Consider the following 26,828-nt stretch of genomic DNA (forward strand, 5'->3'; position numbering starts at 1 on the left):
TTTATAGAAAGGTGATAAAGTGTTTGAGTTAGTCAGCGAATCTTTTAAATCAGCGATTAATAAATTACGTTTTGTTGATGATGAAAAAGCACTTAAGAACGCTTTAGAAACCTTAAAAAAAGCTCTTTTAAAAGCAGATGTTCACCATAAGGTAACTAAAGAGCTTTTGACTTTGATAGAAGAAGATGCAAAGCAAAACGGAATAGGTCAAAAACAATTTTTAAATGCCATTAAAATAAATTTAGAAAATATTTTAAGTGTCAATGGCAAAAATCAAGGTTTTGTTTTTGCTTCTAAACCCCCAACAGTAGTTCTAATGGCAGGTTTGCAAGGGGGCGGTAAGACTACAAGCACTATCAAACTTGCAAATTATTTAAAATTACGCAATAAAAAAGTTTTAGTTGCAGCTTGTGATTTACAGCGTTTAGCGGCAGTGGAGCAGCTAAGACAACTTTGTGAAGCTAATGAAATTGAACTTTTCTTTATAGAAAATGAAAAAGATCCTATTAGGGTTGCTAAAGAGGCTTTAAAAAAGGCTGAAAGTTCTATGGTGGATGTTTTGCTTGTGGATACTGCTGGACGTTTGGCTATAGATGAAGCTTTGATGGATGAGTTAAGAGCAGTTAAGGATGTCTTAAATCCTGATGAGATTTTTTATGTTGCTGATGCAATGAGTGGTCAAGATGGGGTTAAGACTGCTGCTAGTTTTAATGAAGTTTTAGGTATCAGTGGGGTAATTTTATCAAAATTTGATGCAGATACTAAAGGTGGAGTAGCCTTAGGTATAGCAAAACAAATCGGTATTCCTTTAAGATTTATTGGTGTGGGTGAAAAAGTAGCAGATTTAGAAGTTTTTATACCAGATCGTATAGTAAGTCGTATTATGGGTGAGGGTGATTTGGCAACTTTAGCTGAAAAAACTGCTGCGATTATTGATGAAAAAGAGGCTAAAAAACTCAATCAAAAAATTAAAAAAGGTGAATTTAATTTTAATGATTTTCTTAACCAAATGGAAAGTATTAAAAAATTAGGAAGTATGAAGTCTTTAATCGGTATGATACCAGGACTTGGTGGAATGGCAAATGCGGTAAAAGATATAGATTTGGATAATTCTAAAGAAATCATACGCATTAAAGCAATGATTTCTTCAATGACTCCAAAAGAAAGAGAAAATCCTGATTTATTAAATAATGCTAGAAAGCGTCGTATAGCAGAGGGAGCAGGTCTTTCTCAGGTAGAAGTCAATCGTTTTTTAAAACAATTTAGCAATGCAGCAAAACTTGCAAAAAGATTTTCAGGTAAAAAAGGAATGGAGAGTTTGACACAAATGATGAGTCAAGCTAGAAGACAGTTTTAAATTTTATTTATAAATACTTTTTATAGTATCTATAAATAAAATTTTTAATTTTTAAGGAGTGTAAATGACAGTTATTAGACTTACAAGAATGGGTAGAACCAAAAGACCATTTTATCGTATTGTAGTTACGGACAGTAGAAAACGTCGTGATGGTGGTTGGATAGAAAGTATTGGGTATTATAATCCTATGGTAGAACCTGAAGTAATTAAAGTTGATGCAGAGCGTTTAGCTTATTGGAAAAGCGTTGGTGCAAAACTTAGCGATAAAGTTGCTTCTATCACTAGCAAATAATCATGGTAGAGAATTTTCTTAGAGAATACGCAAAATTAATTGCAGATTATCCTGAACAGATTGATACTCAAAAAATTGAATTAAGTGAAAATTTTTTTGAGATTGTTCTTTTTGCACATAAGGTTGATACAGGTAAGCTTATAGGTAAAAATGGAAAAATGATCAATGCTATAAAAACTGTAATCTCTGCTTATAAGAGCAAGGATGCAAGTTTTTATAGAGTAACGGTAAAAGCACTTGAGTGAAAAAGATTTTGTTCAAGTTGCAAAACTTGGTAAAACTGTGGGTCTTAAGGGTTATGTAAAATTGCATAACCTGAGCGACTTTTCTTCTCAATTTAAAAAAGATGCTACTTTTTTTATAAAAAACACTAAAGAAATGTTAAAGATTAAGCATTATAATACAAGCAATTCTACTGTTTTATTTGAAAATTATGAAGATATAGAAAAGGCCAAAGAATTAACTAATCTTATTCTTTTTCAGAGTATCGAGAAAAGCAGACAAACTTGTAAATTAAAAAAAGATGAGTTTTTTTATTTTGATATTTTAGAGTGTGAAGTTTTTGAAGAAGATAAAAGATTAGGTAAAGTGGTTGATATCTTGGAAACTGGAGCTTCTTATTTATTTGAAATTCAAAGTGATGAAAAATGGGTTGAAAAAAAATATCCTAAAATATTTTTTATTCCATATTTGGATAAATTTGTTAAAAATATAGATATAGAAAAACGACAGATTTTTTGCACGCAAGATGCTTTTTTAATTTTAGAAAATTCATGAAATTTAGTTTCGTTTCTTTGTTCCCTAATCTTATGGAATTTTACTTTCAAGATTCTATACTTGCAAGAGCAAAAGAAAAAAAACTTTTCAAACTTAATTTTTATAATCCAAGAGATTTTTCTAAAAATTCTTATCATAAAGTCGATGATTATAAAATAGGTGGTGGAGCTGGACTTTTGATGCAAGCTGAACCTATGTATGAGGTGCTAAGAAGTATTCAAGAAAAAAAAGAAAATCCCTATTTTATTTTTTTAAATCCAAGTGGTAAAACCTTTAATCAAAAAGACGCCAAACGCTTAAGTAAAAAAGAACATATAGTTTTTGTATGTGGGCGCTATGAAGGTATAGATGAAAGAGTGCTTGAAATTTTTGCGAATGAAGTTTTTAGTATAGGGGATTTTATTTTAACTGGAGGAGAATTACCTGCGCTTGTAATGTGTGATGCAATTTTAAGAAATGTTAACGGGGTTTTAGGAAATATGGAAAGTTTGGAAGAAGAAAGCTTTGAAAATAATTTACTCGAAGCGCCTGCTTTTTCAAAACCTTTTATTTTTGAGAAAAAAAATAAAAAATTTTATACTCCTTCAGAGTTTTTAAAGGGTAATCACGCTAGAATTGCAAGTTTAAAAACTACTTTGGCGTCTTGCAAAACGAAATTTTTTCGTCCAGATTTATTTTTAGAGCATGAACGCAAAAAATAAGGGATTTTTTATGAAAAATAAATATATAGAACAATTTGAAGCAAAACAAATTGAAGGTAAAAATGTTCCAGATTTTCGTGCTGGTGATACTTTAAAGCTTGCAATTCGCATTAAAGAAGGGGATAAAACAAGAATCCAAAATTTTGAGGGTATTTGTATTGCTAGAAGAGGTAATGGCGTAAGTGAAACTTTTATCGTGCGTAAAATTGGCGCTAATAATGTTGGCGTTGAGAGAATTTTCCCTATTTATAGTGAAAGTTTAGAAAGTATTACTGTTTTGCGTCGTGGTCGTGTACGCCGTGCAAGATTATTCTACTTAAGAGATAGACGTGGTAAAGCAGCGCGTATTAAAGAGCTTAAAAAATAATTTATAATTATTTTCTATTATAAGTCTAACAATTAAATAATTATAATTAATTTATAATTATTATTTATTTGATTTTAATTATTAATAATACTCTTGTATAATATTTCTTGTAAATATTATACAAGGAGAGAAAATGTTTTCTATTAAAAAAACTTTATTAATACTAGCAAGCGTGCCAATGTTTTTGAGTGCTACTGAATATCAATTAAGTACTCATGTCTTGGATATTACTTCTGGACAACCTGCTCCTAAAGTAAAAGTTGAGCTTTATAAGTTGGAAGCAAATCAACAGTGGAAAAAAGTAAGTGAAGAATTTACCGAAGAAAATGGTAGAATAGGAGATTTATTACCATATGAAAAAGCTGAAAATAGGGCTTTTGGAATTTATAAGCTTAAATTTTTTACAAAAGACTATTACACATCACACAAAATAAATACTTTTTATCCTTTTGTAGAGGTAAGTTTTGAGCTTTCTAAAGATCAGAAACATTATCATGTTCCAATAACCCTTTCTCCTTTTGGTTATTCAACTTATAGAGGAAGCTGATAAATAAAACGAAAGAAAAAACCATGTGGGCTAAGAATTCTTGGAAAAACTATCCTATAAAACAGCAACCTATCTATCCAGATCAAGAGGAAATGAATAGAGTTTTAGCAAGACTTGAGAAGCTTCCTCCTTTGGTTTTTGCTGGAGAAGTGAGAAATCTTCAAAAGTCTTTAGCAAGAGTTTGTAAAAAAGAAGCTTTTTTACTTCAAGGTGGAGATTGTGCTGAAAGTTTTGAAAATTTTGGCGCTGTAAATATCCGTGATATGTTTAAAATTTTACTTCAAATGGCTATAGTACTTACATTTGCTGGTGGATGTCCTGTTATAAAAATTGGTCGTATTGCAGGGCAGTTTGCCAAGCCAAGAAGTAGTGATTTTGAAGAGTTAGATGGTATAAGTCTTCCTAGTTATCGTGGTGATATTATTAATGGTTTTGAATTTAGTGAACAAGCACGCATTCCTGATCCACATAGAATGCTTGAAGCTTATTATCAAAGCGCAACAACGCTAAATTTGTTGCGTGGATTTGCTAAGGGTGGTTTAGCAGATTTACATGAAGTACATCGTTGGAATTTGGGCTTTTTAAAAAAGAGTGAACTCCATAAGCAATATACTGATATCAGTGAAAAAATTTCACAAGCTTTAGCTTTTATGGAAGCTTGTGGAATTAATACAAGTAATACTCCAAGTCTAAGAGAAGTTAGTGTTTATACTTCACATGAAGCTTTACTTTTGCCTTATGAAGAAGCTTTAACTAGAGTGGATAGTTTAAGTGGGGAAATTTACGATTGTTCAGCTCACATGCTTTGGATAGGTGAAAGAACAAGGGCGCTTGATGAAGCTCATGTGCATTTTTTAAGTGGAGTAAAAAATCCTTTAGGGGTTAAAATAGGACCTAGTGCAAGTGCTGATGATATCATAGCTTTAGCAAATGTTTTAAATCCAAATAATGAAGAAGGAAGATTAAATATTATTATCCGCATGGGTGCAGATAAAATTATCAATAATTTGCCAAAAATTTTCTCTAAACTTAAAAGTGAAGGTTTAAATTTAGTATATAGCATAGATCCTATGCATGGAAATACGGTAAAAGCAGGCAATTTTAAAACACGTGAGTTTGATAAAATTATGCAAGAAGTGAGATCTTTTTTTGAGATTGCAATAAGCGAAGGGGTTTATCCAGGTGGAGTGCATCTTGAAATGACTGGGAAAGATGTAACAGAATGCACAGGTGGTGCAAGCAATGTTACTGCTCAAAGCTTGGAAGATCGTTATGAGACTCAATGCGATCCAAGACTTAATGCGGATCAAGCATTAGAACTTGCTTTTTTAATCGCAGATTTGGTAAAAAAGGCTAGAAAATGAAACTTTATGGTATTAAAAATTGCAATTCTGTAAAGAAAGCTATGGATGCTTTAACACAAAAAGGTATTGTGTTTGATTTTATGGATATTAAAAAGATTAATCAAGATATTTTATACACATGGTTAAAACAAAAATCTTTTGAAGAACTTATCAATACTGCTGGATTAACTTCTAAAAAACTTGGCTTAAACAAAGAAAAAGTTAAAAATTTAAATGAAAAAGAACTTGAAAAAATTGTATTGGAAAATCCAAGTTGTATTAAGCGTCCTATTATCGAGTATGAGCAAAACATATATATTGGTAAGGAATATGAGAAAATGTTATGATAGAGTGTTTGATTACACTCTATTTTTTATTAATTGATTAATTTCATTTTGATATGGAAATCTTTCACTTTCGCAATTAATAAGTTGTGTTTTAGAGAAGATAACTTTTCCGTCTACTTCAACGATAAAATCACCTCTGCCGCCAATTTCAAATTCTACTTCAACATCTTTGAAATCGCTTTGTAGTTCTTCTGCAACCCTTGCAGCTTGTGGGCGATAATTTCAAAGATTGCAATAAGCAATTTTTACTTTCATCATTTCATCCTTTGAGAAGTTCTTTTTATTAAGATTAAAATCTTAGATTTTATTATAGTTTATTTTGGCTGAATTTTTGCCTTTTTGTAAAATTTAAGTTGAAATTTAGGGTCAATTTCTTTCAAATTCAGCGAGAAAAATTTATAATTTTTATCAAAATTAAAATAAGCCTTAAAAAACTAAAGGAAGAAAATGAGTCAATTTACACACTTGCATTTACATACAGAATATTCTTTGCTTGATGGAGCCAATAAGCTTAAAGAATTAGCTTTGACTTTAAAAGAGCAGGGTGCTACAAGTGTGGCTATGACAGATCATGGAAATATGTTTGGGGCAATTGATTTTTATCAAACAATGAAAGCACAAGGTTTAAAACCTATCATTGGTATGGAAGCGTATTTACATAATCACGATGAATTAGATGATAAAAGTTCTCGTCAGCGTTTTCACCTTTGTTTGTATGCAAAAAATGAGATCGGATATCAAAATTTAATGTATTTAAGTTCTCAAAGTTATATTAAAGGTTTGTATTATTATCCGCGTATCAATAAAAAGCTTTTGGAAGATCATAGCGAAGGTCTTATTTGCTCTTCTGCTTGCTTGCAAGGTGAAGTAAATTGGCACTTAAATACTTATAGTGAAAGAAATGTGCGTTTTGGTGCAAAAGGCTATGAAGCAGCAAAAGAAGCGGCATTATGGTATAAAAAAGTTTTTAAAGATGATTTTTATTTTGAAATCATGCGTCATGGTATAGGCGATCAAAGAATGATAGATGATGATATTATCAGACTTTCTAAAGAATTAAATATAAAAATCATTGCTACAAATGATACGCATTATACTTTTAAAGAAAGAGCGGCTGCCCATGAGGTTTTTATGTGTATAGCCATGGGAAAAAAACTTAACGATCCTGATAGAATACGTCATAGTGTGCATGAATTTTATGTTAAAAGTCCTGAGCAGATGAGTGAGCTTTTTGTAGATATTCCAGAAGCTATAGAAAATACACAAGAAATCGCACAAAAATGTAATTTAGAGCTTAATCTTGGCAATCCCACTCCACCGAATTTTAAATTTACAAGAGAATATGCTAAAGATCATAATATTATCTTACCTGAAGAAACAAAAGAATTTAGCTTTGATAATGATGACATGGTTTTTGAAGAACTTTGTAAAAAAGGACTTGAAGAGAGATTAAAATTTATCGATGAAAGTAAGCATGAAGAATACAAACAAAGACTTGAAGTAGAAATTAACATCATTAAAAATATGAAATTTTCAGGTTATATGCTTATTGTTCATGATTTTATTAAAGTGGCTAAGGATAAAGGTATTCCAGTAGGCCCTGGAAGAGGATCAGCTGCAGGAAGTTTGGTTTCTTATTGTTTAAGGATTACGGATTTAGATCCTATTCCTTATAGTCTACTTTTTGAGCGTTTTTTAAATCCTGAGCGTGTGAGCATGCCTGATATTGATGTGGATTTTTGTCAAGACAGACGTGCTGAAGTGATTGATTATGTGATTGATAAATATGGAGCAGATAAGGTTGCACAGGTGATTACCTTTGGTAAACTTTTGGCTAAAGGGGTGATTCGTGATGTGGCTAGAGTTTGTGATATGAGTATTCAAGATGCTGATGAACTTGCTAAACTTGTGCCTGAAGAGCTTAAAATCACTCTTGATGCTGCTTATGAAAAAGAACCTAAAATCAAAGAATTTATCGATCGTCATCCTAAAGGTCCTGAAGTTTGGGAGTATGCAAGAGCTTTGGAAGGATTAAATCGCAATGCTGGTATGCACGCAGCGGGTGTTGTAATTTCTAATGAAAGTTTATGGAAGAAAACTCCGCTTTTTAGACAAAGTAAAAATGATGAAAGACATTTAGTAACGCAGTATTCTAAAGATCATTTAGAAGATGTGGATTTGATAAAATTTGACTTTTTAGGTCTTAAAACTTTAACAGTAATTAATAATGCAATCAAGCTTATTAAAAAGCGTTACAATAAAGACATTATTTGGGAAACTATAGATGTAAATGATAGCAAGGTTTATAAAACCATACAAAGTGGAAATACTTTAGGGATTTTTCAAATCGAATCAGGCGGTATGCAAAGCTTAAATGCACGCTTAAAACCAGAGCGTTTTGAAGATATCATTGCGGTTCTTGCGCTTTATCGTCCAGGCCCTATGGAATCAGGAATGCTTGATGATTTTATCGATAGAAAGCACGGTTTAAAAAACATAGAATATCCTTTTGACAGTTTAGAAAAGGTTTTAGAACCTACTTATGGGGTTATTGTTTATCAAGAACAGGTTATGCAAATTGTTCAAATTATAGGTGGCTTTTCTTTAGGGGGTGCTGATGTAGTGCGTCGTGCTATGGGTAAAAAAGATCCTGAGAAGATGAAGAAGCTTAAGACTGATTTTGCAGATGGAGCAGAAAAACAAGGATATGATAGAGTAAAAGCTGAAGATTTATGGGAGCTTATCGTAAAATTTGCAGGATATGGTTTTAATAAATCTCACTCTGCGGCTTATGCGTTGATTACTTTTCAAACAGCTTATTTAAAAACTTATTATCCTAGTGAATTTATGGCGGCGCTTTTAACAAGCGAAGAAAACAATGTGGATAAAATTGCTGTTTATATTGATGAGATGAAAAAAATGAATATTAAACTTTTACCTCCATCGATTAACAAAGCGATCCGTGAATTTAGTGCTTTAGAGCAAGATGGCAAGGATGCTATTATATACGGACTTGGGGCTATAAAAAGTGTGGGTATTCCTGCAGTTGAAAATTTACTTGAAGCAAGGCAAGATGGAGAATTTAAGGATATTAATGATTTCTTAGGTAAGATAGATCCTACCAAGATAAACCGTAGAACATTAGAAAGTCTTATTAAGGCAGGGGCTTTTGATGAGTTTGGTTTTACTAGAAAAGCTTTGTTTGATAATATGGAAAATCTTAGCGAAGCATCGCGTAAAATGGCTGAAGTAAGAAAAAATGCTGCAAGTTCTCTTTTTGGTGAAGAGGAGTTAACTTCAGGTGTTCAAGTAAATTTTACTCCCAAAAATGAAGAATTTGAAGTGATGGAAAAATTGGGATATGAAAAAGAAATTTTAGGAATTTATGTTTCAGGCCATCCTTTAGATCGATTTTATGAACAAATTAATGCCATAGATTATGTTAAAAGTTTAGAGTTTGAAGGTTTAAAAAACAATGGAGAAATTTTAAGTATAGGTAAAATTGAAGATTTTAAATCTATGATGAGTAAAAATAATAAGCGTTATGGTAGAATTGAAATTTTGGATTATTATTCTTCGTTTGATGCTACTGTATTTGAAAGTAATGTAGAAGAAATAGAAAATATCATTAAAGATGAAAATTTGAAAAATAATGCTTATGGTTTTGTATTGGGATTTAAAGCTGAAGGAGGGGAAAAGCCCAGCTTTTTTTTAAAAGCAATTAAAGACTTGCAAAGTCTTGAAGATGGTGAGATTAAAGCTATAAAAAAAATTGGCACAAAAAAAGATTTTAAAAATAAAGAAGAAAATCATTTTACCGCAGAACCTAAGGAATTTGAAAAAAATATCATAGAGCTAGATTTGACAAGGTTAAATAGAGAATTAATCTATGAAATTCATGAAATTGCTAGAAATGCACATAATCCTAATGAAAAAAATAATAAAAAACTTGTTTTAAAAGTTATTAGCGCGGGATCTTGCCTGCTTTATCATACAGATTTTATTATCTCTGATAGTATAGTAGAGGAAATTTCTAATAAATATGCTTAAGTAAGATTGTTTTACTTAAGATTTTTAAATAAAATGCTTCCGAGTCTTACCAAGTTGGATCCGCATTTTATAGCAATTTCAAAATCATTACTCATCCCCATAGAGCAAATCTTAGCCCCATGTTTTTGAAGAATTTCATAAATTTTAAATGTAGTTTCAAAGCTTTTTATAATATTTTCTTTATCTTGGCTGTGTGATCCTATGCTCATTACGCCACAAAGATTTAAATTAGAGCATTCTTCTTGTATTTGTAAATATTCTTCTACGGCTTGATTTGGATCTAGACCGCTTTTGCTATTTTCATTTGCACTATTGATTTCTAATAAAGTATTTAATTTATAATCAAGTCTTTTGTCCATAGCTTTAGCTATTTTAATACCATTGCAAGAGTGCCATAATATAGGTTTTTGTTTGATTAAGAGATTGATTTTGTTGCTTTGTAGCGTTCCTATAAAATGCCACTTTATGTCTAGTTTTTTTTCATCAAGATTTTCTTTTTTTTGTGCTAGAGCTTGGACTTGATTTTCTCCAAATTCTACTATACCTTGATCAAAAAGCTTTTCAATTATACTTGCATCGACATACTTGCTTGCGGCTACAAGACGAACGTTTTTGGTTTTTTCTAAAATTTGCTCTAAAGTCATTTTGATAAAAAATAAGCCCTATTTAGGGCTTATTTTATTGTAATAAATTAGCAATTTTGCTTTGAAGCTGCATGTTGGATTGCGCAGCAACAAAAGCAGCAGCATTTTCTTTTAGATAATTGGCATTAAAATCATTGACATTTTTTGCCATGTCATTATTTAGTAAATTATTTTCAGCTGCTTTTGAGTTGATGCTATTTTGAACACTTGCATTAATATTTGATGTGATGGCATTGATACCTGAGCCTATTTCACTTCTTAAACTTCCAAGTTGATCCATAAAATTTGTAATACTATCTTGATTATCTATGCTTAATCCATCTGTTGCTAATGGATTTAAATTTGTAGTTTCAGTTCCGCTACCTACTACAAAATTCATAGTTTGAAAGACATTTTTTCCATTATAAGTTGCATTATTAAAAGAATCATTGATGGATTCTTGTATGCGTGTTGCTTCTGTTCTTAGCATTCCTTTTTGAGAATCATTAAGTGCAGCATTGTTCATTTTTACTGAAAGTTCATTAAGTCTATCTGCGCTTTGAGAGATATTGGTAAGGCTAGCATCTGCAATTTGTAAAACCCCTATAGCATCATAAGCATTTGCGACACCTTGATCTATAGTGCTTGATTGAGATCTTAAAGAATCAGCAATAGCTAAATTAGCACTATCAACTCCACTTATTGCGCGAACAGCTGCAATATTTTCTAAAGCTTTATCGCTAGCTTTTTGTGCATTATTTAAATAATAATTTTGTTGCATTATAGTTGCATCAGAGATCATCATGGCCCTCCTTCTCTTTTGGATTTATTTAATATTTTATCATTTTTTTGCTATTTTAAAGCTTAAGAAATATAAAAAAACTTGCATTATCAAGATGATTTTAATCACCACTTCACTTGCATTATGGATGCTGATAAATTCTTGAGTTTTTGTAGCGTTTTCGCCTAAGTTTTGGAGTTCAATTATGGTATTAGTAAAATAAAAAACAAATATTAAGCTTAAAATCAAAATAAGCAAACTCAGCATAAATTTTGAAAATTTTATATGAAATTTCATTTCATCTTTTATAAGAGAATAAATTTCATATAAAAAATTAACCACTGAAACAAAAATCAGCAAATATCCCATCTTAATAAAAATTTGCGTCATCATTAAGCCACTTTGAAAATGGCTCAACACTCCTTCTCCTATAAGATTTTGAGGAAAAAAAATTGTTGGTGCAACAACTATTCCTAGTATGAGTTCAACCCCTATGATGGAGGCAAGTAAAAATAAATTAACAGCTTTCAAGAGTTTCTCCTTTTATTTTTTATCATAACGCATATTTGTAAATTTAGCTATAAAAGCACGATTATAACCTTGTTCATCTTTGAAAAAATCAACAATGAAATTATTTTGATATAAAATTTTTTCCAAAATTTCTTTTTGATCATAGCCAAATTCGCAAGCTAAAAATTTAACTTTTTTATCAAGGGAAAAATGTATGATTTCTTCTAGAATTTCATATCCTTTTTCTCCGCCAAATAAAGCCTCTTTGGGTTCTTTTTGCACCCAAATATCTATAGGATATGAATTTTTAATATAGGGTGGATTTGAAAAAATAAAATCATAATTTTCTTTAATTTGCTTAAAATTACAAAGTTTAAAGTCAATCAAGTGATCGACTTTGTGTAATTTGGCATTCTCTAAAGCTAATTCTAAGGCTTTGGGATTGATATCACAGGCTGTGATTTTTAACCCAAGTTCTTTGGCTAAAACAATGCTTAAAATTCCGCTTCCAAATCCTATTTCTAAAATCCCATTAAAAGTATTTTTTTTGCATAAATTTAAAATTTGAAAAAGTAAAATTTCACTATCGTAGCGAGGGATTAGAATACCTTTTTTTATCTTAAATTCTAAGCCCCAAAAATCTACTTTTTCAAATATATATTCAAAAGGTTCTCCAGATTTAAAACGCTTTATAAGCTCAAAATAAGGTTCATGATCTATTTGTATATCTTGGTTTAAAAATAACCAAGCTTTATCTTTTTTTAGATATTCACAGAGTATAAATACTGCTTCATTTTCATAACCTTTTAAGCTAGATTTAGCTTCCATAAGAGCATTTTTTATAGTCAAGAAAGAGCCTTGATTCTATCACTAATACTTGGATGACTGAGATAAAAAAATGCATATATTTTACTTGTTTTGATAAAAGCTTTATTTTCTCTTGCTAGAGCTATCAATGCATTTTTCATATCTTCTTTGCTTGTAACTTTAGCTCCGTGTTGATCAGCTGCAAATTCATTTTTTCTACTTAAGGCGTTAAGTATAGGAGAGATTAAAAAGCTAAAAATATTTGCAAAGATAAATAAAAGAGCAAACACGCCACCATTTACTCCTTCTAGATGACTTTCTAAGTAAACAAATTCAGGTAAATTTGCAAAAACAAAAAAAAGTAAAAACATAGTTATAGCGCCGTTAAATAAAGCTTTGATAATATCCTTATGAACAAAATGTCCAAGCTCGTGTCCTAAAACAGCTAAAAGTTCTCTTTCATTTAAGGCTTTTAATAATGTATCAAAAAGCACCACTCTTTTGCTTTTAAAAAGTCCACCAAAATAAGCATTTAAACGCTTATCTCTTTTGCTTGCATCAATAACATAAACCCCATTTGCACTAAACCCACATTGTTTCATTAAAGAGCTGATTTTTTTCAGTAAATTTTCATCGTCTAGTTTTTCCATTTTATTAAAAATAGGTGCTATTAAGGTAGGGTAGATGAGATTTATAATCACTATAATACAAAAGGCAAAAATAAAGGCTGCAATCCACCAAAAAGTTCCAAAAAAATCATAGCAAAAAAGCAAAGCATAAAGGATTAAAAATCCAAATATTAAAGTTAAAATAAGACTTTTCATAGTATCTTTGATAAAAAGTTTTACAGTCATATTTGAAAAACCATGGGCTTTATCTTTGATAAAACTTTCATAAATACTTAAAGGTAGATTTAGAATACTTGTGATTATTAAAAAAGATAATAAAAATAAAGTATTTTCAAAACGAGTGTTGTTTAAGATAAGTAATTCTTTAAGGTATAAAAATCCAAAACCTATCCATGCAATACTGATGATTAAATTATAAAAATTGGAAAATAGTTTAAATTTTTCATTTTCGATGGCAATATCTGCTGCATTTTGATAGTCTTTTTCGCTTAAAATTTGAGCTTGTTTGTCTTTTTCTCTTTCTAAGAAACGAATTTGAGCATAGGAAATCCAAGATAAAAGTGCTGTGTAAAGACATAAAATTGCAATTAAAGTCATTATTTTTCCTTGATTGGTTTTTTGCGAATTCTAGCTTAAAATAATGAAATAAAGTTAATAGTTTAAAATCTAAAATAATATTCTTTTCAACTAAGTTGGTGTATATTTATAAAAAAAGGATTAAAGAATGTTTTTTAAGAAAAAGATTTCACAAAAACAAAAAGAAAAGCCTAAAATTCCAATCAATGATGTGATTTTAGATGACAGACTTTGTAAGTTTAAAAATAAAGTGCAAAAGATAAGCAAAGATGAAGCTTCGGCAAGTCTGCTTGCTAGACAATTAAGCAGACTTATCAGAGCTAATAAATTTTAATTTTGACATTTTTTCTTAGGGCGAAAAACCTTAATAACTTCATCATTTGCTTCTATATAAGCACCTTCTATCAAATCGATACAGTAAGGTATAGCCGGAAAAACAGGCTCTAGGCATTCTTTTATAGCCTTAGGATTTCCTGGTAAATTAATGATAAAAGATTTATTGCGAATTCCTGCACTCTGTCTTGAAAGTATAGCTGTTGGGACATATTTTAAACTTTCTAAGCGCATAAGTTCTCCAAAACCTGGCATCATTTTATCACACACGGCTTCCGTGGCTTCTGGGGTTACATCACGAAGTGCTGGACCTGTACCTCCGCTTGTAACAATCAAATCGCATTTTTTTTCATCTGCTAGATAAAGTAATTTTTTAATGATCAAATCATAATCATCAGGGATTAATTCTTTATGATAAATAATATCATTTTTTATATATGAATTTAACACTCTTTCAATTTCAGCAGTGGCTTTATCTTCGTATATGCCACTACTTGCTCTATCGCTTAGGGTTAAAATTCCTATGTTTATTGTATCCATTGTTTCTCCTTAATAAATTTTTATAACCATCCTTTTTTCTTGAAAACAACCAAAGGTAAAATGATAGAAATTACCATCACGCCAAGCACTATGGGATAAGCATAGTGAAGTTCAAGTTCGGGCATGAATTTAAAATTCATACCATAAACAGTTCCTATTAAAGTAGGTGGCATCATGGCAACAGTTGCAACGGTGAAAATTTTAATGATTTTGTTTTGTTCTATGTTGATTTGGCTGGCTAAAATGGTTTGGATATTATCTAAGATATTAAGTTGCGAAACGCTAAATTCAACCAAAGAATTTAAGTCTTTTAAAACTATAGTGAGATTTTGTTTTATATCTTTATCGATTTTATCGCTTTTTAGCAAAGAAGTCATAGCGCGACGCTTATCAAACAAAGAATCTCTTACGCGCATATTAAGCTCTTGCAAACTTGAAATATCCTTTAGCATTTCATCATAACTATATTCATCTTTTTTTTCTAAAACACTTGTTCTTAAGCGTCTTGCTTCTTTATCTATCCATTCTAGTAAATCCGCATCTTTTTCAACGCGCACTTCAAACATTTTATCAATAATATCAAAACCATCTTCAAAATTCTTTGGACTAGCTAAAATCCTTGCTTGAATTTCTTCAAAAGTGCTAAATTCGTTATATCTTATAGTAAATAAGATATTTTTAGCGGTAGCAAAAGTAACAATTTCTGTGCGAAGCTTGATTAAATTCCTATCCTCTTCATCATTTTTAAGATCTCTTACTAAAAAATGAGCATTGATGGTTATTGTCGCATTATCTTCCCAATATTTTGCGCTAAGCTCTATTTCTTCCCTTTCTTCTTTTGTAGGAAACTCAAGATTAAATTCACTTGATATAAAAGCAATTTCTGCTGCACTTGGATGAAGTAAATCAATCCATAAAATATTTTGTGGTAGTTCTTGACTATCGAGATTAAAATTGATTCTTTGAACTAAAGCATTTTGAGTTTTGATATAAATATAAAGCATGATCGCTCCTTGTTTATGACTTTAAAATTATAACCTTGTTTGCTTAAAAATTAACTTGTTTCTAAAATGTTTCTAAAACCCATTAAATTTTCAAAATATTTTTTGAAAGGAAAAAAATGAGTAAGAAATTTTTCTTAAGTTTAGGTCTTGTTGCCTTATTGTTTTCAAATTCACAAGCTATTGATGAGAATTTGATTAAAGCTGCGCAAGCAGAAGGTAGGGTAAATTCTTTAGCTATGCCTGATACTTGGGCAAATTGGAAGGATACTTGGGCAGATCTTAAAAATCTTTATGGCATAGAACATAGCGATACAGATATGAGTTCAGCTCAAGAAATTGCTAAATTTAAAGCCGAAAAGAAAAATGCAAGCGGTGATATAGGAGATGTAGGAGCTTCTTTTGGAGAGATAGCAGTTAAACAAGGAGTAGCTCAGCCTTTTAAGACAAGCTACTGGGATCAAATTCCAACTTGGGCTAAAGATAAAGATGGAAATTGGCTTTTAGCTTATACAGGAACCATAGCTTTTATAGTCAATAAAGATGTAGTAAAAGATATACCTAAAACTTGGCAAGATTTGCTTAAGGGAAATTATAAAATTACCGTGGGTGATGTAAGTGTAGCAGCTCAAGCTGTGAGTGCAGTTTTAGCAGCTAATTATGCCTTAGGCGGGGATGAAAAAGATTTAAGTCCTGCTTTAGCTTTTTTTAATACTTTAGCCAAACAAGGAAGACTTGTAAATAATGATGTAAGTATAGCCAATCTTGAAAAAGGTGAAGTTGAAGTGGGTTTAGTTTGGGATTTTAATGGTTTAGGCTATAGAGATAAAGTGGGCAAAGATCGTTATGAAGTTTTAATCCCTGCTGATGGTAGTGTTATTTCGGGTTATACAACTATTATCAATAAATACGCAAAACATCCAAATACGGCTAAATTAGCCCGTGAGTTTATACTTTCTGATAAAGGACAAATCAATCTAGCAAAAGGTTATGCAAGGCCAATAAGAATTGATCATATTATCTTGCCAGATGATATAAAAGCCAAACTTTTACCAAGTGAGCAATACAAAAATGCAAGAGCAATCAAAGATCAAAAAGCTTGGGAAAAAAGCGCTAAAGAATTACCACAACTTTGGCAAGAAAAAGTTATAGTGGATATGAAATAAAGGAGATTGGATGAAAAAGGTTATTTTAACAAGTGCTATGCTTTGCAGTGTTTTATTTGGAGTTCAAGAGTATGAGGCCAATTTAGCAGGGCATATTATCATAGATTCTAAAAGTACAGTAAAACCTCCTAAGGATGCTCCTGATTTTTTTAAAACTTATGGGAAATTTGCAAATATCACTAGAGAAGAAAAAATTGGAACTTTTAAATCTAAGGGAAACAGGGAAACAGATTTTTATTTACCTTTTAAAAATCAACCTATACAAGGACATAGTGGGATAAAATATATTCCAAAAAAAGATGTTTTTTGGGTAATTAGCGATAATGGCTTGGGTAAAAAGTATAATTCTTATGATTCTATGCTTTATGCTCACGAGTTTAAATTTGATTTTAAAAACTCAAAATACGAACTTTTAAAAACAGTTTTTTTTAAAGATAGTGATAAAAAATACCCCTATCCTATAACCACCGAAACAACCAAAGAAAGGTATTTAAGTGGGGCTGATTTTGATACTGAGAGTATACAGGTTATCAATGATGAATTTTATATAGGTGATGAATTTGGTCCTTATTTGCTTCATTTTGATAAGAATGGGAATTTGAAAGAAGTTTTTGATGTGTATGTGGAGGGTAAAAAACTTATTTCTCCTGATAATCCAAGTTTAAAATTTAGCGATAAGCCTGATGGAGAAAATGAGAAATTTAATATCAAGCGTTCTAAAGGCTTTGAAGCTATGGCAAGCTCTAAAGATGGTTCTAAACTTTATTTGCTTTTAGAAGGAAGCATTTATAATAACAACGCTTATGAGAATGAAAAAGGTAAAGAATATCTAAGAATCATAGAATTTGATGTAAAAAATAAAAAATTCACTGGAAAAACTTATAAATATTTCTTAGAAGATAAAAGCCATTCCATAGGTGATTTTAATATGATAGATGATAAATACGGCATCATCATAGAAAGAGATCAAAAAGAAGGCACTAAAGATAAGGCTTGCAAAGAAGGTGAAGATACTAAGCATTGTTTTAATAATGTAGCTCAATTTAAAAGAATTTATAAGGTTAAATTAGATGATAAAACTCATGAAGCTCAAAAAATTTCTTATATAGATCTTTTAAATATTAAGGATAGAAATAAAATTTCTAAAAAGCCTTTGGTAAATGATAAATTTGTTTTTCCTTTTGAAACCATAGAAGGTGTGGATATAGTAGATGACTCTCATATAGTTATAGAAAATGACAATAACTTTCCTTATTCTTCAAGTAGAGAACCTAATAAGACCGATGATAATGAGTTTATTTTGCTTGAAGTAAAAGATTTTTTAAAGAGTAAATGATGTCCAAAGTTATTTTAGTTGTGCTTGATGGCTTAAATTGTAAAAGCACTAGTATAAATATGGGATATTTAAATGCACTTTGCAAAGAGAATTTAGGCAAATTTTATTCTTTAGAATGCGAACTTCCTAGTATGTCTCGTCCTTTATACGAGTGCTTATTAACAGGCGTAAAGCCTGTTTTAAGTGGGATAATTAATAATAAATTGAGTTTTTCAAAACAAACAAGCATTTTTGACCTTTGCAAAGAACAAGGCTTAAAAGCTGGAGGCGCAGCTTATCATTGGGTTTTTGAGCTTTATAATAAAAAAGAATTTATTCCTTCTTTACATCGCCATATAGAAGATGAAAATTTAACTTTGCCTTATGGACATTTTTATTATGAAGATGATTATTTAGATTCTCATTTATTTGCAGATGGGGAGCATTTAAGAAACAAATATAATCTAGATTTTACTCTTATACACTCTATGAATATAGATGATGCAGGACATAAATTTGGCTCACACTCTATCGAGTATGCCAATAAAACCAAAAAAGTTGATAATTTGATTTCTGAGTATTTGCCTACTTGGTTAGAACAAGGTATTAATGTAATCATCACAAGCGATCATGGTATGACAGAGGGTAAAAGTCATGGAGGCTTAAGCGAAGATGAAATTTTAGTGCCTTTTTTCACTTTTGGTAGTGCTTTTTCGTATGAAAATGCCAAGATAAAACAGGATGAAATTTGTGGCAGTGTCTGTGAAATTTTAGGACTTAAACACGATAAGAGATATAATGATGAAATTTTAAAGGCCAAAAAATGAAAGAAAAATTTCTAGCCTTTTTAAGTATTTTACCTTTTTTTATAGTTTTTACTTTTTTTATGATAGCACCTTTGATTTGGATTGTTTTTAATGCTTTTTATGTAGAAGAGGATGAAATTTATTCTTTAGCCAATTTTATACATATTTTTGAGTCCAAATTCTATCTACAAAGCATTATAAATTCTTTACAAATCAGTTTTATTTCTAGTATTTTTGGACTTTTAATAGGGCTTTTGGCGAGCTATTCTTTATTTGTTTTAGCTCCATCAAAAATATGTAAATTTCTTTTTTCTTTAAATACTATGATAAGTAATTTTTCAGGAGTTCCTTTAGCTTTTGCTTTCATTATAGTTCTTGGAAGCAATGGTGTAGTTAATGTGTTTTTGAAAAATTTAGGCATAGAGCCTTTTGTTAGTGTTTATGCTAATTTCGGGGTAAATATTGTTTATGTGTATTTTCAAATTCCTTTGGCAATCTTGCTTTTGCTTCCAGCTTTTAAAAGTCTTGAAAATTCACATTTAAATGCTTGTAAAATGTTAGGTGGAGGCAATTTTTTATATTGGTTAAAAATAGCTTTGCCTTTGCTCGCTCCTGCTTTGTTTGGTGTTTTTGTGATTTTATTTGCCAATGCTTTTGGAGCTTATGCGACTATTTATGCTTTAAGTTCGGGAAATTTTAATGTCGCTCCTGTAAGAATCGCTGCTTTAATCGCAGGCGATATCAATCTTGATCCTTATATGGCTAGTGCTTTAAGCATCATTATAACTATTATCATGCTTGTTGTTACCTTTATAGCCAATTTCCTTTCTAAAAAATATAATTTTAAGGTGCTTTAAATGAATGAAAATTTGAGTTTAAAAGCTAAAATTTATCATTATGCAGTTTTGTTTTTGGTTTTTTTATTTTTAGCTTTGCCTTTAATGGCTACTTTTTTATATTCTATTTCCACTTCTTGGGGTGTAAGTGTTTTGCCTGATGATCTTACGCTTAAATGGTATCAAGAACTTTTTCATGACGAAAGATTTTTACTTGCTCTTTGGCATTCTTTGCTTGTTTGTGTGGGCAGTATTTTACTTTCTGTGATTCTTGTTTTTCCTTTGGTTTTTGTGTTAAATTATTATTTTTTAAAATTAAAAGCCTTTGTAAATATACTTATTATCATGCCTTTTGCTGTACCTCCTATAGTTAGCTGTGTGGGGCTTTTGCAACTTTATGCTGACAATATAGGAGGCACAGCTTGGATACTCATTTTTACTTATTTTACTATAGCTTTGCCTTTTATATATAGGGCTTTAGATAATGCTATGTCTAATGTCAATTTAAATGAACTCATCGCATCTAATGCTATGCTTGGAGGTTCTTTAATGGGAGCGATTTTTAAGCTTGTCTTGCCTAATTTAAGAAATGGAATTTTGGTGGCAGTTTTTTTAAGTTTTTCTTTTTTAATAGGCGAATTTTTATACGCAAATATTCTTGTAGGAAGTGCTTATGAGACTTTGCAAGTTTATCTTTATAATATCAAAAATCAAAGTGGGCATTATTCTAGTGCTTTGGTAATAGTTTATTTTGTGTTAATTTTTATAACAACTTTTATAGCTAGTTTGATTAAGGAGTAAAAAATGGCTTATTTAAAGATTAAAAATTTTAAAAAAGCTTATGGGGATAAAATTATTTTTGAAGATATTAATTTTAGTGCTAAAAAGGGTGAGTTTATAACCCTTTTGGGCCCAAGTGGCTGTGGAAAATCCACTCTTTTAAGGTGTATAGCAGGGCTTAGCCAAATTAATGGAGGAAAAATTTCTTTAAATGATAAAGATCTTACTAAATTAAGTCCTCAAAAAAGAAATATAGGTATGGTTTTTCAAAATTACGCTCTTTTTCCAAATCTTAACGTTTTTGAAAATGTAGCTTTTGGTTTAAAGATCAAAAAAATGGATAAAAAGGACATAGAAAAAAGAGTGAAAAAAATGTTAAAACTCGTCGAGCTTGAAGAATACGCTAAAACTTATCCACATAAGCTTTCAGGCGGACAAATGCAAAGAGTGGCTTTAGCAAGATCTTTGGTGACTAAACCTGATTTACTTTTGCTTGATGAGCCTTTATCGGCACTTGATGCTAAAATTCGTAAGCATTTAAGGGTGCAAATTAAAGAAATTCAAAAAGAACTTGAACTCACCACTATTTTTGTAACGCACGATCAAGAAGAAGCTTTAGAGTTATCCGATAGGATTATTTTAATGAATGAGGGTAAAATCATACAAAATTCCAACGCAAACAATCTTTATCTTTTGCCAGAATCTCATTTTGTGGCTAGCTTTATAGGAAATTACAATATTTTAAGCCCTAAAGAGCTTGATAGCTTGGGTTTAAAACACGATTTTAAAAAAGATATAGCCTTGCGTCCTGAAACCATAGAAATTTCTAACGAAGGCTTAGAGGCTAAGATCAAAGAAAAATCATTGCTAGGTAATATCATACGCTATAGGGTTAGAGTGCAAGAAATTGAATTTAAGGTAGATACTTTAAATTTTAGCACTCATAGTACTTATGAAGCAGGTGATAAAATCGCTTTAAAATTCAATCTTTCTTTAGCAAAAGAGTTAAAATGAAGCTTGTTTTATTTGATTTAGATGATACTTTAATACAAGGCGATAGTGCTAAACTTTGGCTTAAATTTTGTGTTGAAAAAGGTTTTTTACCTCAAGAATATTTAGAAAAAATCATTTTTTATCAAAAACAATATCAAGAAAAAAAGCTTAATATGGATGAATTTATGACTTTTTTTCTTCAAAGTGTTAAGGGTAAAAATGAAGATAGAATTTCATCTTTAGTAGATGAATTTATAAAAATTTATATAAAACCTTATGAAAAAGCTAAAGAACTTATAATCAAATATCAAGACCAAAGGTGTATTATAATTTCAGCTACGGCTGATTTTTTAGTTAGAAAAATCGCCTCTTTTTTGGGAGTGAGAGAAAGCATAGCTATAAAATGTGAGCGTGTGGGTAATAAATTTAGCGGAAAAGCTTATGGGATTTATAGCTTTAATGAAGGCAAGGTTTTAAGACTTAAAGAATATTTGGGTAAAGATTATCAAAAATGGATGAAAGATTCTTATTTTTTTAGTGATTCTATCAATGATTTACCTTTACTAAAGTCTGTTAGCAAAGCCTTTGTATGTAATGGTGATGAAAAAATTTTAAAAATTGCAAAAGAGAGAAAATATGAAATTTTAACTTTTTAAGCTATAAGCGTGAAAATTCACGCTTATTCTAATTCATATTTTTTAATTAAAGTATTATAAAATCCATCAGTTTTTGCTTCATCTATGCCTTTGTTAAATATTTCAATAATATCTTTTTGTTTATTTTTATCAAAAGCAAAACTAAAGCCTTCTCCTCCATCTGTTTCTTGGTAGAAACTTACCAATTCTGGATTTTCAGCTAAAAAACCTTTAGCAGTATCTTGATCAGCTACAATAGCATCGATTTTGTTGTTTTTTAGTGCTAAAACAGCTATGTTTAAATCTTTATTACTTTGTACTTGTGCATTTTTGATAGCTTTTGCAGTATTTTCTTGTAAAGTTCCTAGTTGAACTCCTATTTTTTTACCTTCTAAATCATTTTTCGTTTGAAGAGAGTCGTTGTTTTTTAGCTTAAGATAAAGATTTTTACTCATATAGTAAGGTTTGGTAAAATCAACACTTTGTCTTCTTTCTTCAGTTGCGCTCATAGCTGAGGCAATCATATCGATTTTGCCAGCTTTTAAAGCAGGAATCAATCCATCGAAATTGGTTTCAACCCAAACAATTTTAATACCATTTTTTTTGGCAATCTCTTCAACCAAATCAGTATCAAAACCTGTAAGTTTTGAGTTTTCTTTATAATTAAAAGGTTTATAATTTGGAGCAGTTCCAACCTTTAATTCTACACTTGCATTTGATTCTTTATTTTTAGAATCACTACAAGCACCTAAAAATAAACCAACTAAAGCAACTAGAGCAATGCTTAATATTTTTTTCATTTTTTTCCTTTGATATAAAATGTTTTAAAATTATACTTATTTTAAATTTATATTTAATTAAGTCTGGATCAATTTTTAGAAAAGTTATATTAATGTTGTGCTTTTAGATAATATTTAAATAATTATAAAAGTATTTTTTTAATATTTAAAATAAAATTTTATTTAAGAATATATTAATATAAAATTTGTTAAATTTTCATTAAATTTAAATATTGAAAAATAAAATATCAAATTAATATTTTATTTTATAATCAACTCAGGACATACGGGATAGTGTTGCAAATAATCAATTTGCGATAAATCAAAAGGATTTATTTTAGTGAGAAATGAGATGAAAAAATATTTTAATATTTTTAAAAATTTTTACAAATAAGACAAATGCAAAATTTGGATTGGGCGTTTGTAGTGTGGTTTTATCTTCTTCGGTTTGTTTTGCGGCGGTTCAGGCTACAAGCAAGGATGGAAAAATTTTTTATATTTCTGAACATTCTTTTAAGGATAATCAAGTTTATGATCTTCAAGCAGAAATTTTTAAAAAAATTAATGGAAAAAATTTCTATGCTTCTAAGTCAAAACACCCTATATTAAATTTAACTATGATTTATAATAACCCTAAATCTGGAAATAAAAATTTATCCAAGCTTGAAATTTTAACTCCGGATATTTCAAAAGAAGAGATCATAACAGCTTTTAGCACTTTAGGAACCGTATCTTCAGATACTCAAGCCGTTCCTAGTTCTTTTATACCTTTTATTGTAACAGCTTATGCTCAAAATACAAATGCAACAAATAATAAACTTATATTAGAAAATGGAGAATTATCTTCTGTGTATTTTTGCAAACCAAGCATAGGGGATTGTGGAGTGCCTAATAATTCTCAAAAAGGTGATCGTTTTAAGTATTTAATTACTGCGGCGTTTACTGACGAGGGCGGGGGATTTAACAATCAAACCATTTTAAAAGAAAACCCCTATATCAATATGGGTGTAGAAAATATCTACACCTTGCCCTTAAATGGAGCTCCTTATATTTCAGGATCTTTAGCTTTTGATGGTGAAGCTAAAGACAATAAATTAATCTTAGAGTCAAATACAAAAATTGACCTTCATAATTCCCAGTATTTTTCAGATGAAGAAGGTAAGGATATTTATGATGAAAGAATTACTCGTTTAATGGGAGTTTTTGGCATAAATTCTAATTTACAAAACAATAAAGTTCTTATCGATTCAGCCAATATCGTCCTTCATGGGCCAGATGGTGAGTATACAGCTCGTTCGACCTTTGAAATTTTAGGTGCTTTAGCTGATGTAAATAATCTTAAAAAATACAATGCAAGCAAAAATTCTGTAATAATTAAAAATTTAAATTTAGATTTAATGGTGAATTCGCAAAATAAAATAACTTTTTATGATGCTGTTTTATTTGGAGAAATTTATGGTGGAAGAACATTACAGGGTAATGCAGAGAAAAATTCTATAGAAGTTTATCATTTTAACTCATTAGATCATCTTAATAAAAACATTAAAACACATGCATCGTTAAACCTCTATGGTGTGTATTCTAATGATGGTGAAGCTAATGGAAATAAAATTGTATTTCGCCTTAAAAAACCTTTAAAAATCAGTGATAATTTTTATGGAAAAAATTATCACAATCTTTACGGAGGTTTTGCTACGGAGGGTGCGAATTTTAATGTTATTGATATACAAAATGATTTAACCTATGAAAAAGTTCCACAAAATTATTCTGATAAATTTACCGTATATGTGGCAAGAACTTTAAGTGGAAAAGCAAATAATAACACCTTAAGTATAAAAGATTCTGTTATTTCATTGCCTTTATATGCTTTTATTACAAGTGAAATTACGCTAGATGGTATAGACTATATCGCTGATGAATCAAACAATAATGAAGTAAATTTTGAAAATATTAAATCATCTAAAAATTTAAGTTTGATGATCAATGCTAAAAATGTTTCAAATAATAAAATAAATTATAATCTCATTCAGAGTCTAATCGAAGCGAGTTCTTTAGGAAAGGGTTTAAAAATTATTTTAAAAGCAGCTCAAAATGCAAATAACAACCTTATAAAGCTTAAAGATTGTTCTTCTGGAAAGTTCGTGCATCATAAAAGCAGATAAAGAAAGTGCTTTTAATAAAATCATCATCAACAACACAGTTTTTAGTACTGCCTCAGATAAAAGACAAGGTTATGCGGAGTTGATAGCTGGAGTGTCTGCAAATTCTCATGATAATATCATGGAATTTGTTAATTTAAATATAGATGAGTATAAAAATCAAGATGCTATATTTTTAGCTCCATCTGGAAGATATTTCAAATTTTAAATCTTATAACAATACTTTATATTTAGGCGGAGAGTTAAATTTCTTTAAAGATGTAAATATCGATTTGCTTTCTGGTTCTGTTTTTCATGAAGTAAATAAAAAAGGCAAAATAATCACTCAAATTCTACCGCATCAAGAAGATTTTTCTAAAAATAATCGTTTGATTATAGATACTCAAGATGTCAAATCAGAAGTGGTAAATAACTTTGAAAATTTTACTTATTTTACCAAATAAAATAAAAAATCCTATCTTGACTATAGAAAAACTTATCAATCTTCCTGCAAATGGAAGTATGGAAATTTTTACTAAAAATAAACCAACAAAAGGAAAATATATTCTCATACAAAGTGATGTTGGAATTTATGATGGTGACAATGGATTGTTAAATCAACAAGAATTAGAAAATTTGTTAGAAAAAATGAAAAATAATAAAAATAAATTTAATTACAACAAGATAGAAAAGTTGGCTAAAAGTACATTGAAAAATGTAAATTTTAGCTTTGAAGTTTCAGATGATGCAAAAATAATTTATATCAACATACTTTAAAGGAGAGTAACATGAAAAAGATGAGTAAACATATAGTTTTATCATTTGCGGTGGGTTCTTTGCTCTTTTCTCAAGCTTATGCTGTACCACGAGGAGGTAAATTTACTCATGGTACAAGTGGGACTATCCACACCTCTGGAAATATTGTAATGATTACAGGAAAAGGACAAAATCATGTTATCTAATGGGGTGGTGGTTTTAATATAGCTCAGGGGGAAAGTGTAAATTTTACAACTTCTGGTAAAAACTACCTAAACATTGTTTATCACAAAGATGCTTCTAAAATAGATGGAGCTTTAAATGGCGGGAATAACAATATCTTTTTAGTTAATCCTATGGGAGTTTTGATTGGTCAAACAGGAACTATTACTGCGGGAAAATTTGTAGCTAGTACGACGCCTTTAAATGATGAGAATGTTAAAACTTTTTAAAGCAAGGAGCTAGTTTTTCTCCAGCATTTGATGTAAGCAAGCAAGGAAATATTATAAATCTTGGAAAGATCAATGCAGATAATATTGTTTTAATAGGAAATAAGGTTGAAATCAATAAAGGAAAAATTACTTTGGATGTATTAAAACTTGAAGGTAATAAAGTTTATGTTGATGCTGGAGTGGTAAAAGATACAAAAAATATCGTAGCCAAAGCAGAGCAAGAAGTTATCATTCAACAAAGCATAACAAGTTTTGAAGAAGATGGAGCTTTATTGGGTAATTCTAGTAGTAAATTTAGTTTTGATGATAGTAGTAAAGTTAAAAACTGGACTAAATATGGAAGTATTGCGGATGCAACAGAATGGAATAAATTTGCTGATTTTTGGAATGTAAATAAAGAAAAATTTAGAACAGCTTTTGATCGTTTTCGTTTGATTGATGATATTGATGCTAGTGGCGTGAAAACATACATAGTAGGTGATAATACAAGCAATGCTTTTGCTAAATCTTTCGATGGTTCTGGTTATGCTTTAAAAAATGTTAATATTAATTCATCAAATCAATATGTAGGAATTTTTGGAGTTGTTCAAA

The 26,828-nt window shown here is 30.0% G+C and carries 29 protein-coding genes and 1 pseudogene; 21 read left to right on the top strand and 9 right to left on the bottom strand.

The window, feature by feature from the left end:
• Window positions 1–19: 19 nt before the first annotated feature.
• The 9 genes from ffh to FBF22_RS03495 all read left to right on the top strand — a co-directional run bounded on the left by ffh (window position 20) and on the right by FBF22_RS03495 (window position 5,731).
• Window positions 20–1,357: a signal recognition particle protein gene (gene ffh, locus FBF22_RS03455; protein ID WP_002852163.1), complete on the top strand. Its 1,338-nt coding sequence runs from the start codon at window positions 20–22 to the stop codon at window positions 1,355–1,357.
• A gap of 64 nt (window positions 1,358–1,421) precedes the next feature.
• The gene (gene rpsP, locus FBF22_RS03460) at window positions 1,422–1,649 is read left to right on the top strand and encodes a 30S ribosomal protein S16 (protein ID WP_002852274.1); all 228 of its coding nucleotides are present in this window, start codon (window positions 1,422–1,424) and stop codon (window positions 1,647–1,649) included.
• Window positions 1,650–1,651: 2 nt separating this feature from the next.
• Entirely contained in the window at window positions 1,652–1,894 is a 243-nt protein-coding gene (locus FBF22_RS03465; protein WP_165433245.1) for a KH domain-containing protein, read from the top strand.
• The gene (gene rimM / locus FBF22_RS03470; protein WP_002868041.1) at window positions 1,887–2,426 is read left to right on the top strand and encodes a ribosome maturation factor RimM; all 540 of its coding nucleotides are present in this window, start codon (window positions 1,887–1,889) and stop codon (window positions 2,424–2,426) included. The genes FBF22_RS03465 and rimM overlap by 8 nt, the downstream gene beginning before the upstream one ends.
• Complete coding sequence (gene trmD / locus FBF22_RS03475) at window positions 2,423–3,127, top strand: tRNA (guanosine(37)-N1)-methyltransferase TrmD (RefSeq protein WP_002868040.1); 705 nt, start codon at window positions 2,423–2,425, stop codon at window positions 3,125–3,127. Before rimM ends, trmD begins: the two co-directional genes overlap by 4 nt.
• Before the next feature lie 10 nt (window positions 3,128–3,137).
• A complete protein-coding gene (gene rplS, locus FBF22_RS03480; RefSeq protein ID WP_002852307.1) occupies window positions 3,138–3,494 on the top strand; it encodes a 50S ribosomal protein L19 in 357 nt (118 codons plus the stop codon).
• 133 nt (window positions 3,495–3,627) lie between these two features.
• The gene (uraH, locus tag FBF22_RS03485) at window positions 3,628–4,041 is read left to right on the top strand and encodes a hydroxyisourate hydrolase (RefSeq protein WP_002852246.1); all 414 of its coding nucleotides are present in this window, start codon (window positions 3,628–3,630) and stop codon (window positions 4,039–4,041) included.
• Between the two features lie 23 nt (window positions 4,042–4,064).
• Entirely contained in the window at window positions 4,065–5,405 is a 1,341-nt protein-coding gene (locus tag FBF22_RS03490; RefSeq protein ID WP_002867848.1) for a 3-deoxy-7-phosphoheptulonate synthase class II, read from the top strand.
• Window positions 5,402–5,731 carry an ArsC/Spx/MgsR family protein gene (locus tag FBF22_RS03495; protein ID WP_002854966.1) on the top strand — a complete coding sequence of 110 codons (330 nt, stop codon included), beginning with the start codon at window positions 5,402–5,404 and terminating at the stop codon, window positions 5,729–5,731. The genes FBF22_RS03490 and FBF22_RS03495 overlap by 4 nt, the downstream gene beginning before the upstream one ends.
• 12 nt (window positions 5,732–5,743) lie before the next feature.
• On the opposite strand, the gene FBF22_RS08620 is transcribed toward FBF22_RS03495, so the two are convergent.
• A complete protein-coding gene (locus FBF22_RS08620; RefSeq protein WP_257406500.1) occupies window positions 5,744–5,986 on the bottom strand; it encodes a SelT/SelW/SelH family (seleno)protein in 243 nt (80 codons plus the stop codon).
• Between the two features lie 192 nt (window positions 5,987–6,178).
• Here FBF22_RS08620 and dnaE point away from each other — a divergent pair, with 192 nt between their 5' ends.
• On the top strand, window positions 6,179–9,781 hold the full coding sequence (gene dnaE / locus FBF22_RS03505; RefSeq protein WP_165433244.1) for a DNA polymerase III subunit alpha: 3,603 nt from the start codon (window positions 6,179–6,181) through the stop codon (window positions 9,779–9,781).
• 11 nt (window positions 9,782–9,792) lie between these two features.
• On the opposite strand, the gene FBF22_RS03510 is transcribed toward dnaE, so the two are convergent.
• From FBF22_RS03510 to FBF22_RS03530, 5 genes are read right to left on the bottom strand one after another with little or no spacing between them, the layout of a single operon-like run.
• On the bottom strand, window positions 9,793–10,425 hold the full coding sequence (locus tag FBF22_RS03510) for a YggS family pyridoxal phosphate-dependent enzyme (RefSeq protein WP_002852054.1): 633 nt from the start codon (window positions 10,423–10,425) through the stop codon (window positions 9,793–9,795).
• Window positions 10,426–10,459: 34 nt separating this feature from the next.
• A complete protein-coding gene (gene flaC / locus FBF22_RS03515) occupies window positions 10,460–11,209 on the bottom strand; it encodes a flagellin C (protein WP_002860035.1) in 750 nt (249 codons plus the stop codon).
• Between the two features lie 36 nt (window positions 11,210–11,245).
• Window positions 11,246–11,716, bottom strand: coding sequence for a DUF4149 domain-containing protein (locus tag FBF22_RS03520; RefSeq protein WP_002867845.1), 471 nt, complete (start codon window positions 11,714–11,716; stop codon window positions 11,246–11,248).
• A gap of 12 nt (window positions 11,717–11,728) precedes the next feature.
• Window positions 11,729–12,544: a HemK/PrmC family methyltransferase gene (locus FBF22_RS03525; RefSeq protein ID WP_002852083.1), complete on the bottom strand. Its 816-nt coding sequence runs from the start codon at window positions 12,542–12,544 to the stop codon at window positions 11,729–11,731.
• Window positions 12,541–13,728 (bottom strand): M48 family metallopeptidase, encoded by a 1,188-nt coding sequence (locus tag FBF22_RS03530; protein WP_002874574.1) that lies wholly within the window; start codon window positions 13,726–13,728, stop codon window positions 12,541–12,543. Before FBF22_RS03530 ends, FBF22_RS03525 begins: the two co-directional genes overlap by 4 nt.
• A 127-nt stretch (window positions 13,729–13,855) precedes the next feature.
• Between FBF22_RS03530 and FBF22_RS03535 the strand changes: the two genes are divergently transcribed.
• Window positions 13,856–14,041: a hypothetical protein gene (locus FBF22_RS03535; protein WP_002825403.1), complete on the top strand. Its 186-nt coding sequence runs from the start codon at window positions 13,856–13,858 to the stop codon at window positions 14,039–14,041.
• On the opposite strand, the gene mog is transcribed toward FBF22_RS03535, so the two are convergent.
• A complete protein-coding gene (mog, locus tag FBF22_RS03540) occupies window positions 14,038–14,580 on the bottom strand; it encodes a molybdopterin adenylyltransferase (RefSeq protein ID WP_002842823.1) in 543 nt (180 codons plus the stop codon). The genes FBF22_RS03535 and mog overlap by 4 nt on opposite strands.
• Window positions 14,581–14,600: 20 nt before the next feature.
• The gene (gene corA, locus FBF22_RS03545; protein ID WP_002873011.1) at window positions 14,601–15,584 is read right to left on the bottom strand and encodes a magnesium/cobalt transporter CorA; all 984 of its coding nucleotides are present in this window, start codon (window positions 15,582–15,584) and stop codon (window positions 14,601–14,603) included.
• 116 nt (window positions 15,585–15,700) lie between these two features.
• Here corA and FBF22_RS03550 point away from each other — a divergent pair, with 116 nt between their 5' ends.
• From FBF22_RS03550 to FBF22_RS03580, 7 genes are read left to right on the top strand one after another with little or no spacing between them, the layout of a single operon-like run.
• A complete protein-coding gene (locus FBF22_RS03550) occupies window positions 15,701–16,747 on the top strand; it encodes an extracellular solute-binding protein (protein ID WP_002871928.1) in 1,047 nt (348 codons plus the stop codon).
• A gap of 10 nt (window positions 16,748–16,757) precedes the next feature.
• Entirely contained in the window at window positions 16,758–18,083 is a 1,326-nt protein-coding gene (locus FBF22_RS03555; protein WP_002874572.1) for an esterase-like activity of phytase family protein, read from the top strand.
• Window positions 18,080–18,889, top strand: a complete 810-nt coding sequence (locus tag FBF22_RS03560) for an alkaline phosphatase family protein (protein WP_079263678.1) — start codon at window positions 18,080–18,082, stop codon at window positions 18,887–18,889. Before FBF22_RS03555 ends, FBF22_RS03560 begins: the two co-directional genes overlap by 4 nt.
• Window positions 18,886–19,725: an ABC transporter permease gene (locus FBF22_RS03565; protein ID WP_002784190.1), complete on the top strand. Its 840-nt coding sequence runs from the start codon at window positions 18,886–18,888 to the stop codon at window positions 19,723–19,725. Before FBF22_RS03560 ends, FBF22_RS03565 begins: the two co-directional genes overlap by 4 nt.
• Window positions 19,726–20,505 (top strand): ABC transporter permease, encoded by a 780-nt coding sequence (locus FBF22_RS03570; protein WP_002781812.1) that lies wholly within the window; start codon window positions 19,726–19,728, stop codon window positions 20,503–20,505.
• Between the two features lie 3 nt (window positions 20,506–20,508).
• Entirely contained in the window at window positions 20,509–21,498 is a 990-nt protein-coding gene (locus FBF22_RS03575; RefSeq protein ID WP_002776579.1) for an ABC transporter ATP-binding protein, read from the top strand.
• Window positions 21,495–22,133 carry an HAD family phosphatase gene (locus FBF22_RS03580; protein ID WP_165433243.1) on the top strand — a complete coding sequence of 213 codons (639 nt, stop codon included), beginning with the start codon at window positions 21,495–21,497 and terminating at the stop codon, window positions 22,131–22,133. The genes FBF22_RS03575 and FBF22_RS03580 overlap by 4 nt, the downstream gene beginning before the upstream one ends.
• A 23-nt stretch (window positions 22,134–22,156) precedes the next feature.
• On the opposite strand, the gene FBF22_RS03585 is transcribed toward FBF22_RS03580, so the two are convergent.
• Window positions 22,157–22,912 carry a basic amino acid ABC transporter substrate-binding protein gene (locus FBF22_RS03585; RefSeq protein WP_002874569.1) on the bottom strand — a complete coding sequence of 252 codons (756 nt, stop codon included), beginning with the start codon at window positions 22,910–22,912 and terminating at the stop codon, window positions 22,157–22,159.
• A 596-nt stretch (window positions 22,913–23,508) separates the two neighbouring features.
• Here FBF22_RS03585 and FBF22_RS03595 point away from each other — a divergent pair.
• The 3 genes and pseudogenes from FBF22_RS03595 (at window position 23,509) to FBF22_RS08485 (ending at window position 26,237) form a co-directional block, all read left to right on the top strand.
• Window positions 23,509–25,806, top strand: a pseudogene (locus FBF22_RS03595) (hypothetical protein).
• A gap of 11 nt (window positions 25,807–25,817) precedes the next feature.
• On the top strand, window positions 25,818–25,991 hold the full coding sequence (locus tag FBF22_RS08480; protein ID WP_237914587.1) for a hypothetical protein: 174 nt from the start codon (window positions 25,818–25,820) through the stop codon (window positions 25,989–25,991).
• Window positions 25,992–26,063: 72 nt separating this feature from the next.
• Window positions 26,064–26,237 (top strand): filamentous hemagglutinin N-terminal domain-containing protein, encoded by a 174-nt coding sequence (locus FBF22_RS08485; RefSeq protein WP_237914591.1) that lies wholly within the window; start codon window positions 26,064–26,066, stop codon window positions 26,235–26,237.
• Window positions 26,238–26,828: the final 591 nt, after the last annotated feature.

Origin of the sequence: Campylobacter sp. CFSAN093260, assembly GCF_012890095.1 — a bacterium.
Classification (GTDB): domain Bacteria; phylum Campylobacterota; class Campylobacteria; order Campylobacterales; family Campylobacteraceae; genus Campylobacter_D; species Campylobacter_D jejuni.

Bases quoted from the DNA above. Each gene is read 5' to 3' on its own strand.
- rpsP (WP_002852274.1), top strand. From the start codon at position 1,422: ATGACAGTTATTAGACTTACAAGAATGGGTAGAACCAAAAGACCATTT.
- FBF22_RS03465 (WP_165433245.1), top strand. From the start codon at position 1,652: ATGGTAGAGAATTTTCTTAGAGAATACGCAAAATTAATTGCAGATTAT.
- trmD (WP_002868040.1), top strand. From the start codon at position 2,423: ATGAAATTTAGTTTCGTTTCTTTGTTCCCTAATCTTATGGAATTTTAC.
- rplS (WP_002852307.1), top strand. From the start codon at position 3,138: ATGAAAAATAAATATATAGAACAATTTGAAGCAAAACAAATTGAAGGT.
- uraH (WP_002852246.1), top strand. From the start codon at position 3,628: ATGTTTTCTATTAAAAAAACTTTATTAATACTAGCAAGCGTGCCAATG.
- FBF22_RS03490 (WP_002867848.1), top strand. From the start codon at position 4,065: ATGTGGGCTAAGAATTCTTGGAAAAACTATCCTATAAAACAGCAACCT.
- FBF22_RS03495 (WP_002854966.1), top strand. From the start codon at position 5,402: ATGAAACTTTATGGTATTAAAAATTGCAATTCTGTAAAGAAAGCTATG.
- dnaE (WP_165433244.1), top strand. From the start codon at position 6,179: ATGAGTCAATTTACACACTTGCATTTACATACAGAATATTCTTTGCTT.
- FBF22_RS03510 (WP_002852054.1), bottom strand. From the start codon at position 10,425: ATGACTTTAGAGCAAATTTTAGAAAAAACCAAAAACGTTCGTCTTGTA.
- flaC (WP_002860035.1), bottom strand. From the start codon at position 11,209: ATGATGATCTCTGATGCAACTATAATGCAACAAAATTATTATTTAAAT.
- FBF22_RS03530 (WP_002874574.1), bottom strand. From the start codon at position 13,728: ATGACTTTAATTGCAATTTTATGTCTTTACACAGCACTTTTATCTTGG.
- FBF22_RS03535 (WP_002825403.1), top strand. From the start codon at position 13,856: ATGTTTTTTAAGAAAAAGATTTCACAAAAACAAAAAGAAAAGCCTAAA.
- mog (WP_002842823.1), bottom strand. From the start codon at position 14,580: ATGGATACAATAAACATAGGAATTTTAACCCTAAGCGATAGAGCAAGT.
- corA (WP_002873011.1), bottom strand. From the start codon at position 15,584: ATGCTTTATATTTATATCAAAACTCAAAATGCTTTAGTTCAAAGAATC.
- FBF22_RS03550 (WP_002871928.1), top strand. From the start codon at position 15,701: ATGAGTAAGAAATTTTTCTTAAGTTTAGGTCTTGTTGCCTTATTGTTT.
- FBF22_RS03555 (WP_002874572.1), top strand. From the start codon at position 16,758: ATGAAAAAGGTTATTTTAACAAGTGCTATGCTTTGCAGTGTTTTATTT.
- FBF22_RS03560 (WP_079263678.1), top strand. From the start codon at position 18,080: ATGATGTCCAAAGTTATTTTAGTTGTGCTTGATGGCTTAAATTGTAAA.
- FBF22_RS03565 (WP_002784190.1), top strand. From the start codon at position 18,886: ATGAAAGAAAAATTTCTAGCCTTTTTAAGTATTTTACCTTTTTTTATA.
- FBF22_RS03570 (WP_002781812.1), top strand. From the start codon at position 19,726: ATGAATGAAAATTTGAGTTTAAAAGCTAAAATTTATCATTATGCAGTT.
- FBF22_RS03575 (WP_002776579.1), top strand. From the start codon at position 20,509: ATGGCTTATTTAAAGATTAAAAATTTTAAAAAAGCTTATGGGGATAAA.
- FBF22_RS03580 (WP_165433243.1), top strand. From the start codon at position 21,495: ATGAAGCTTGTTTTATTTGATTTAGATGATACTTTAATACAAGGCGAT.
- FBF22_RS03585 (WP_002874569.1), bottom strand. From the start codon at position 22,912: ATGAAAAAAATATTAAGCATTGCTCTAGTTGCTTTAGTTGGTTTATTT.
- FBF22_RS08480 (WP_237914587.1), top strand. From the start codon at position 25,818: ATGAAAAAGATGAGTAAACATATAGTTTTATCATTTGCGGTGGGTTCT.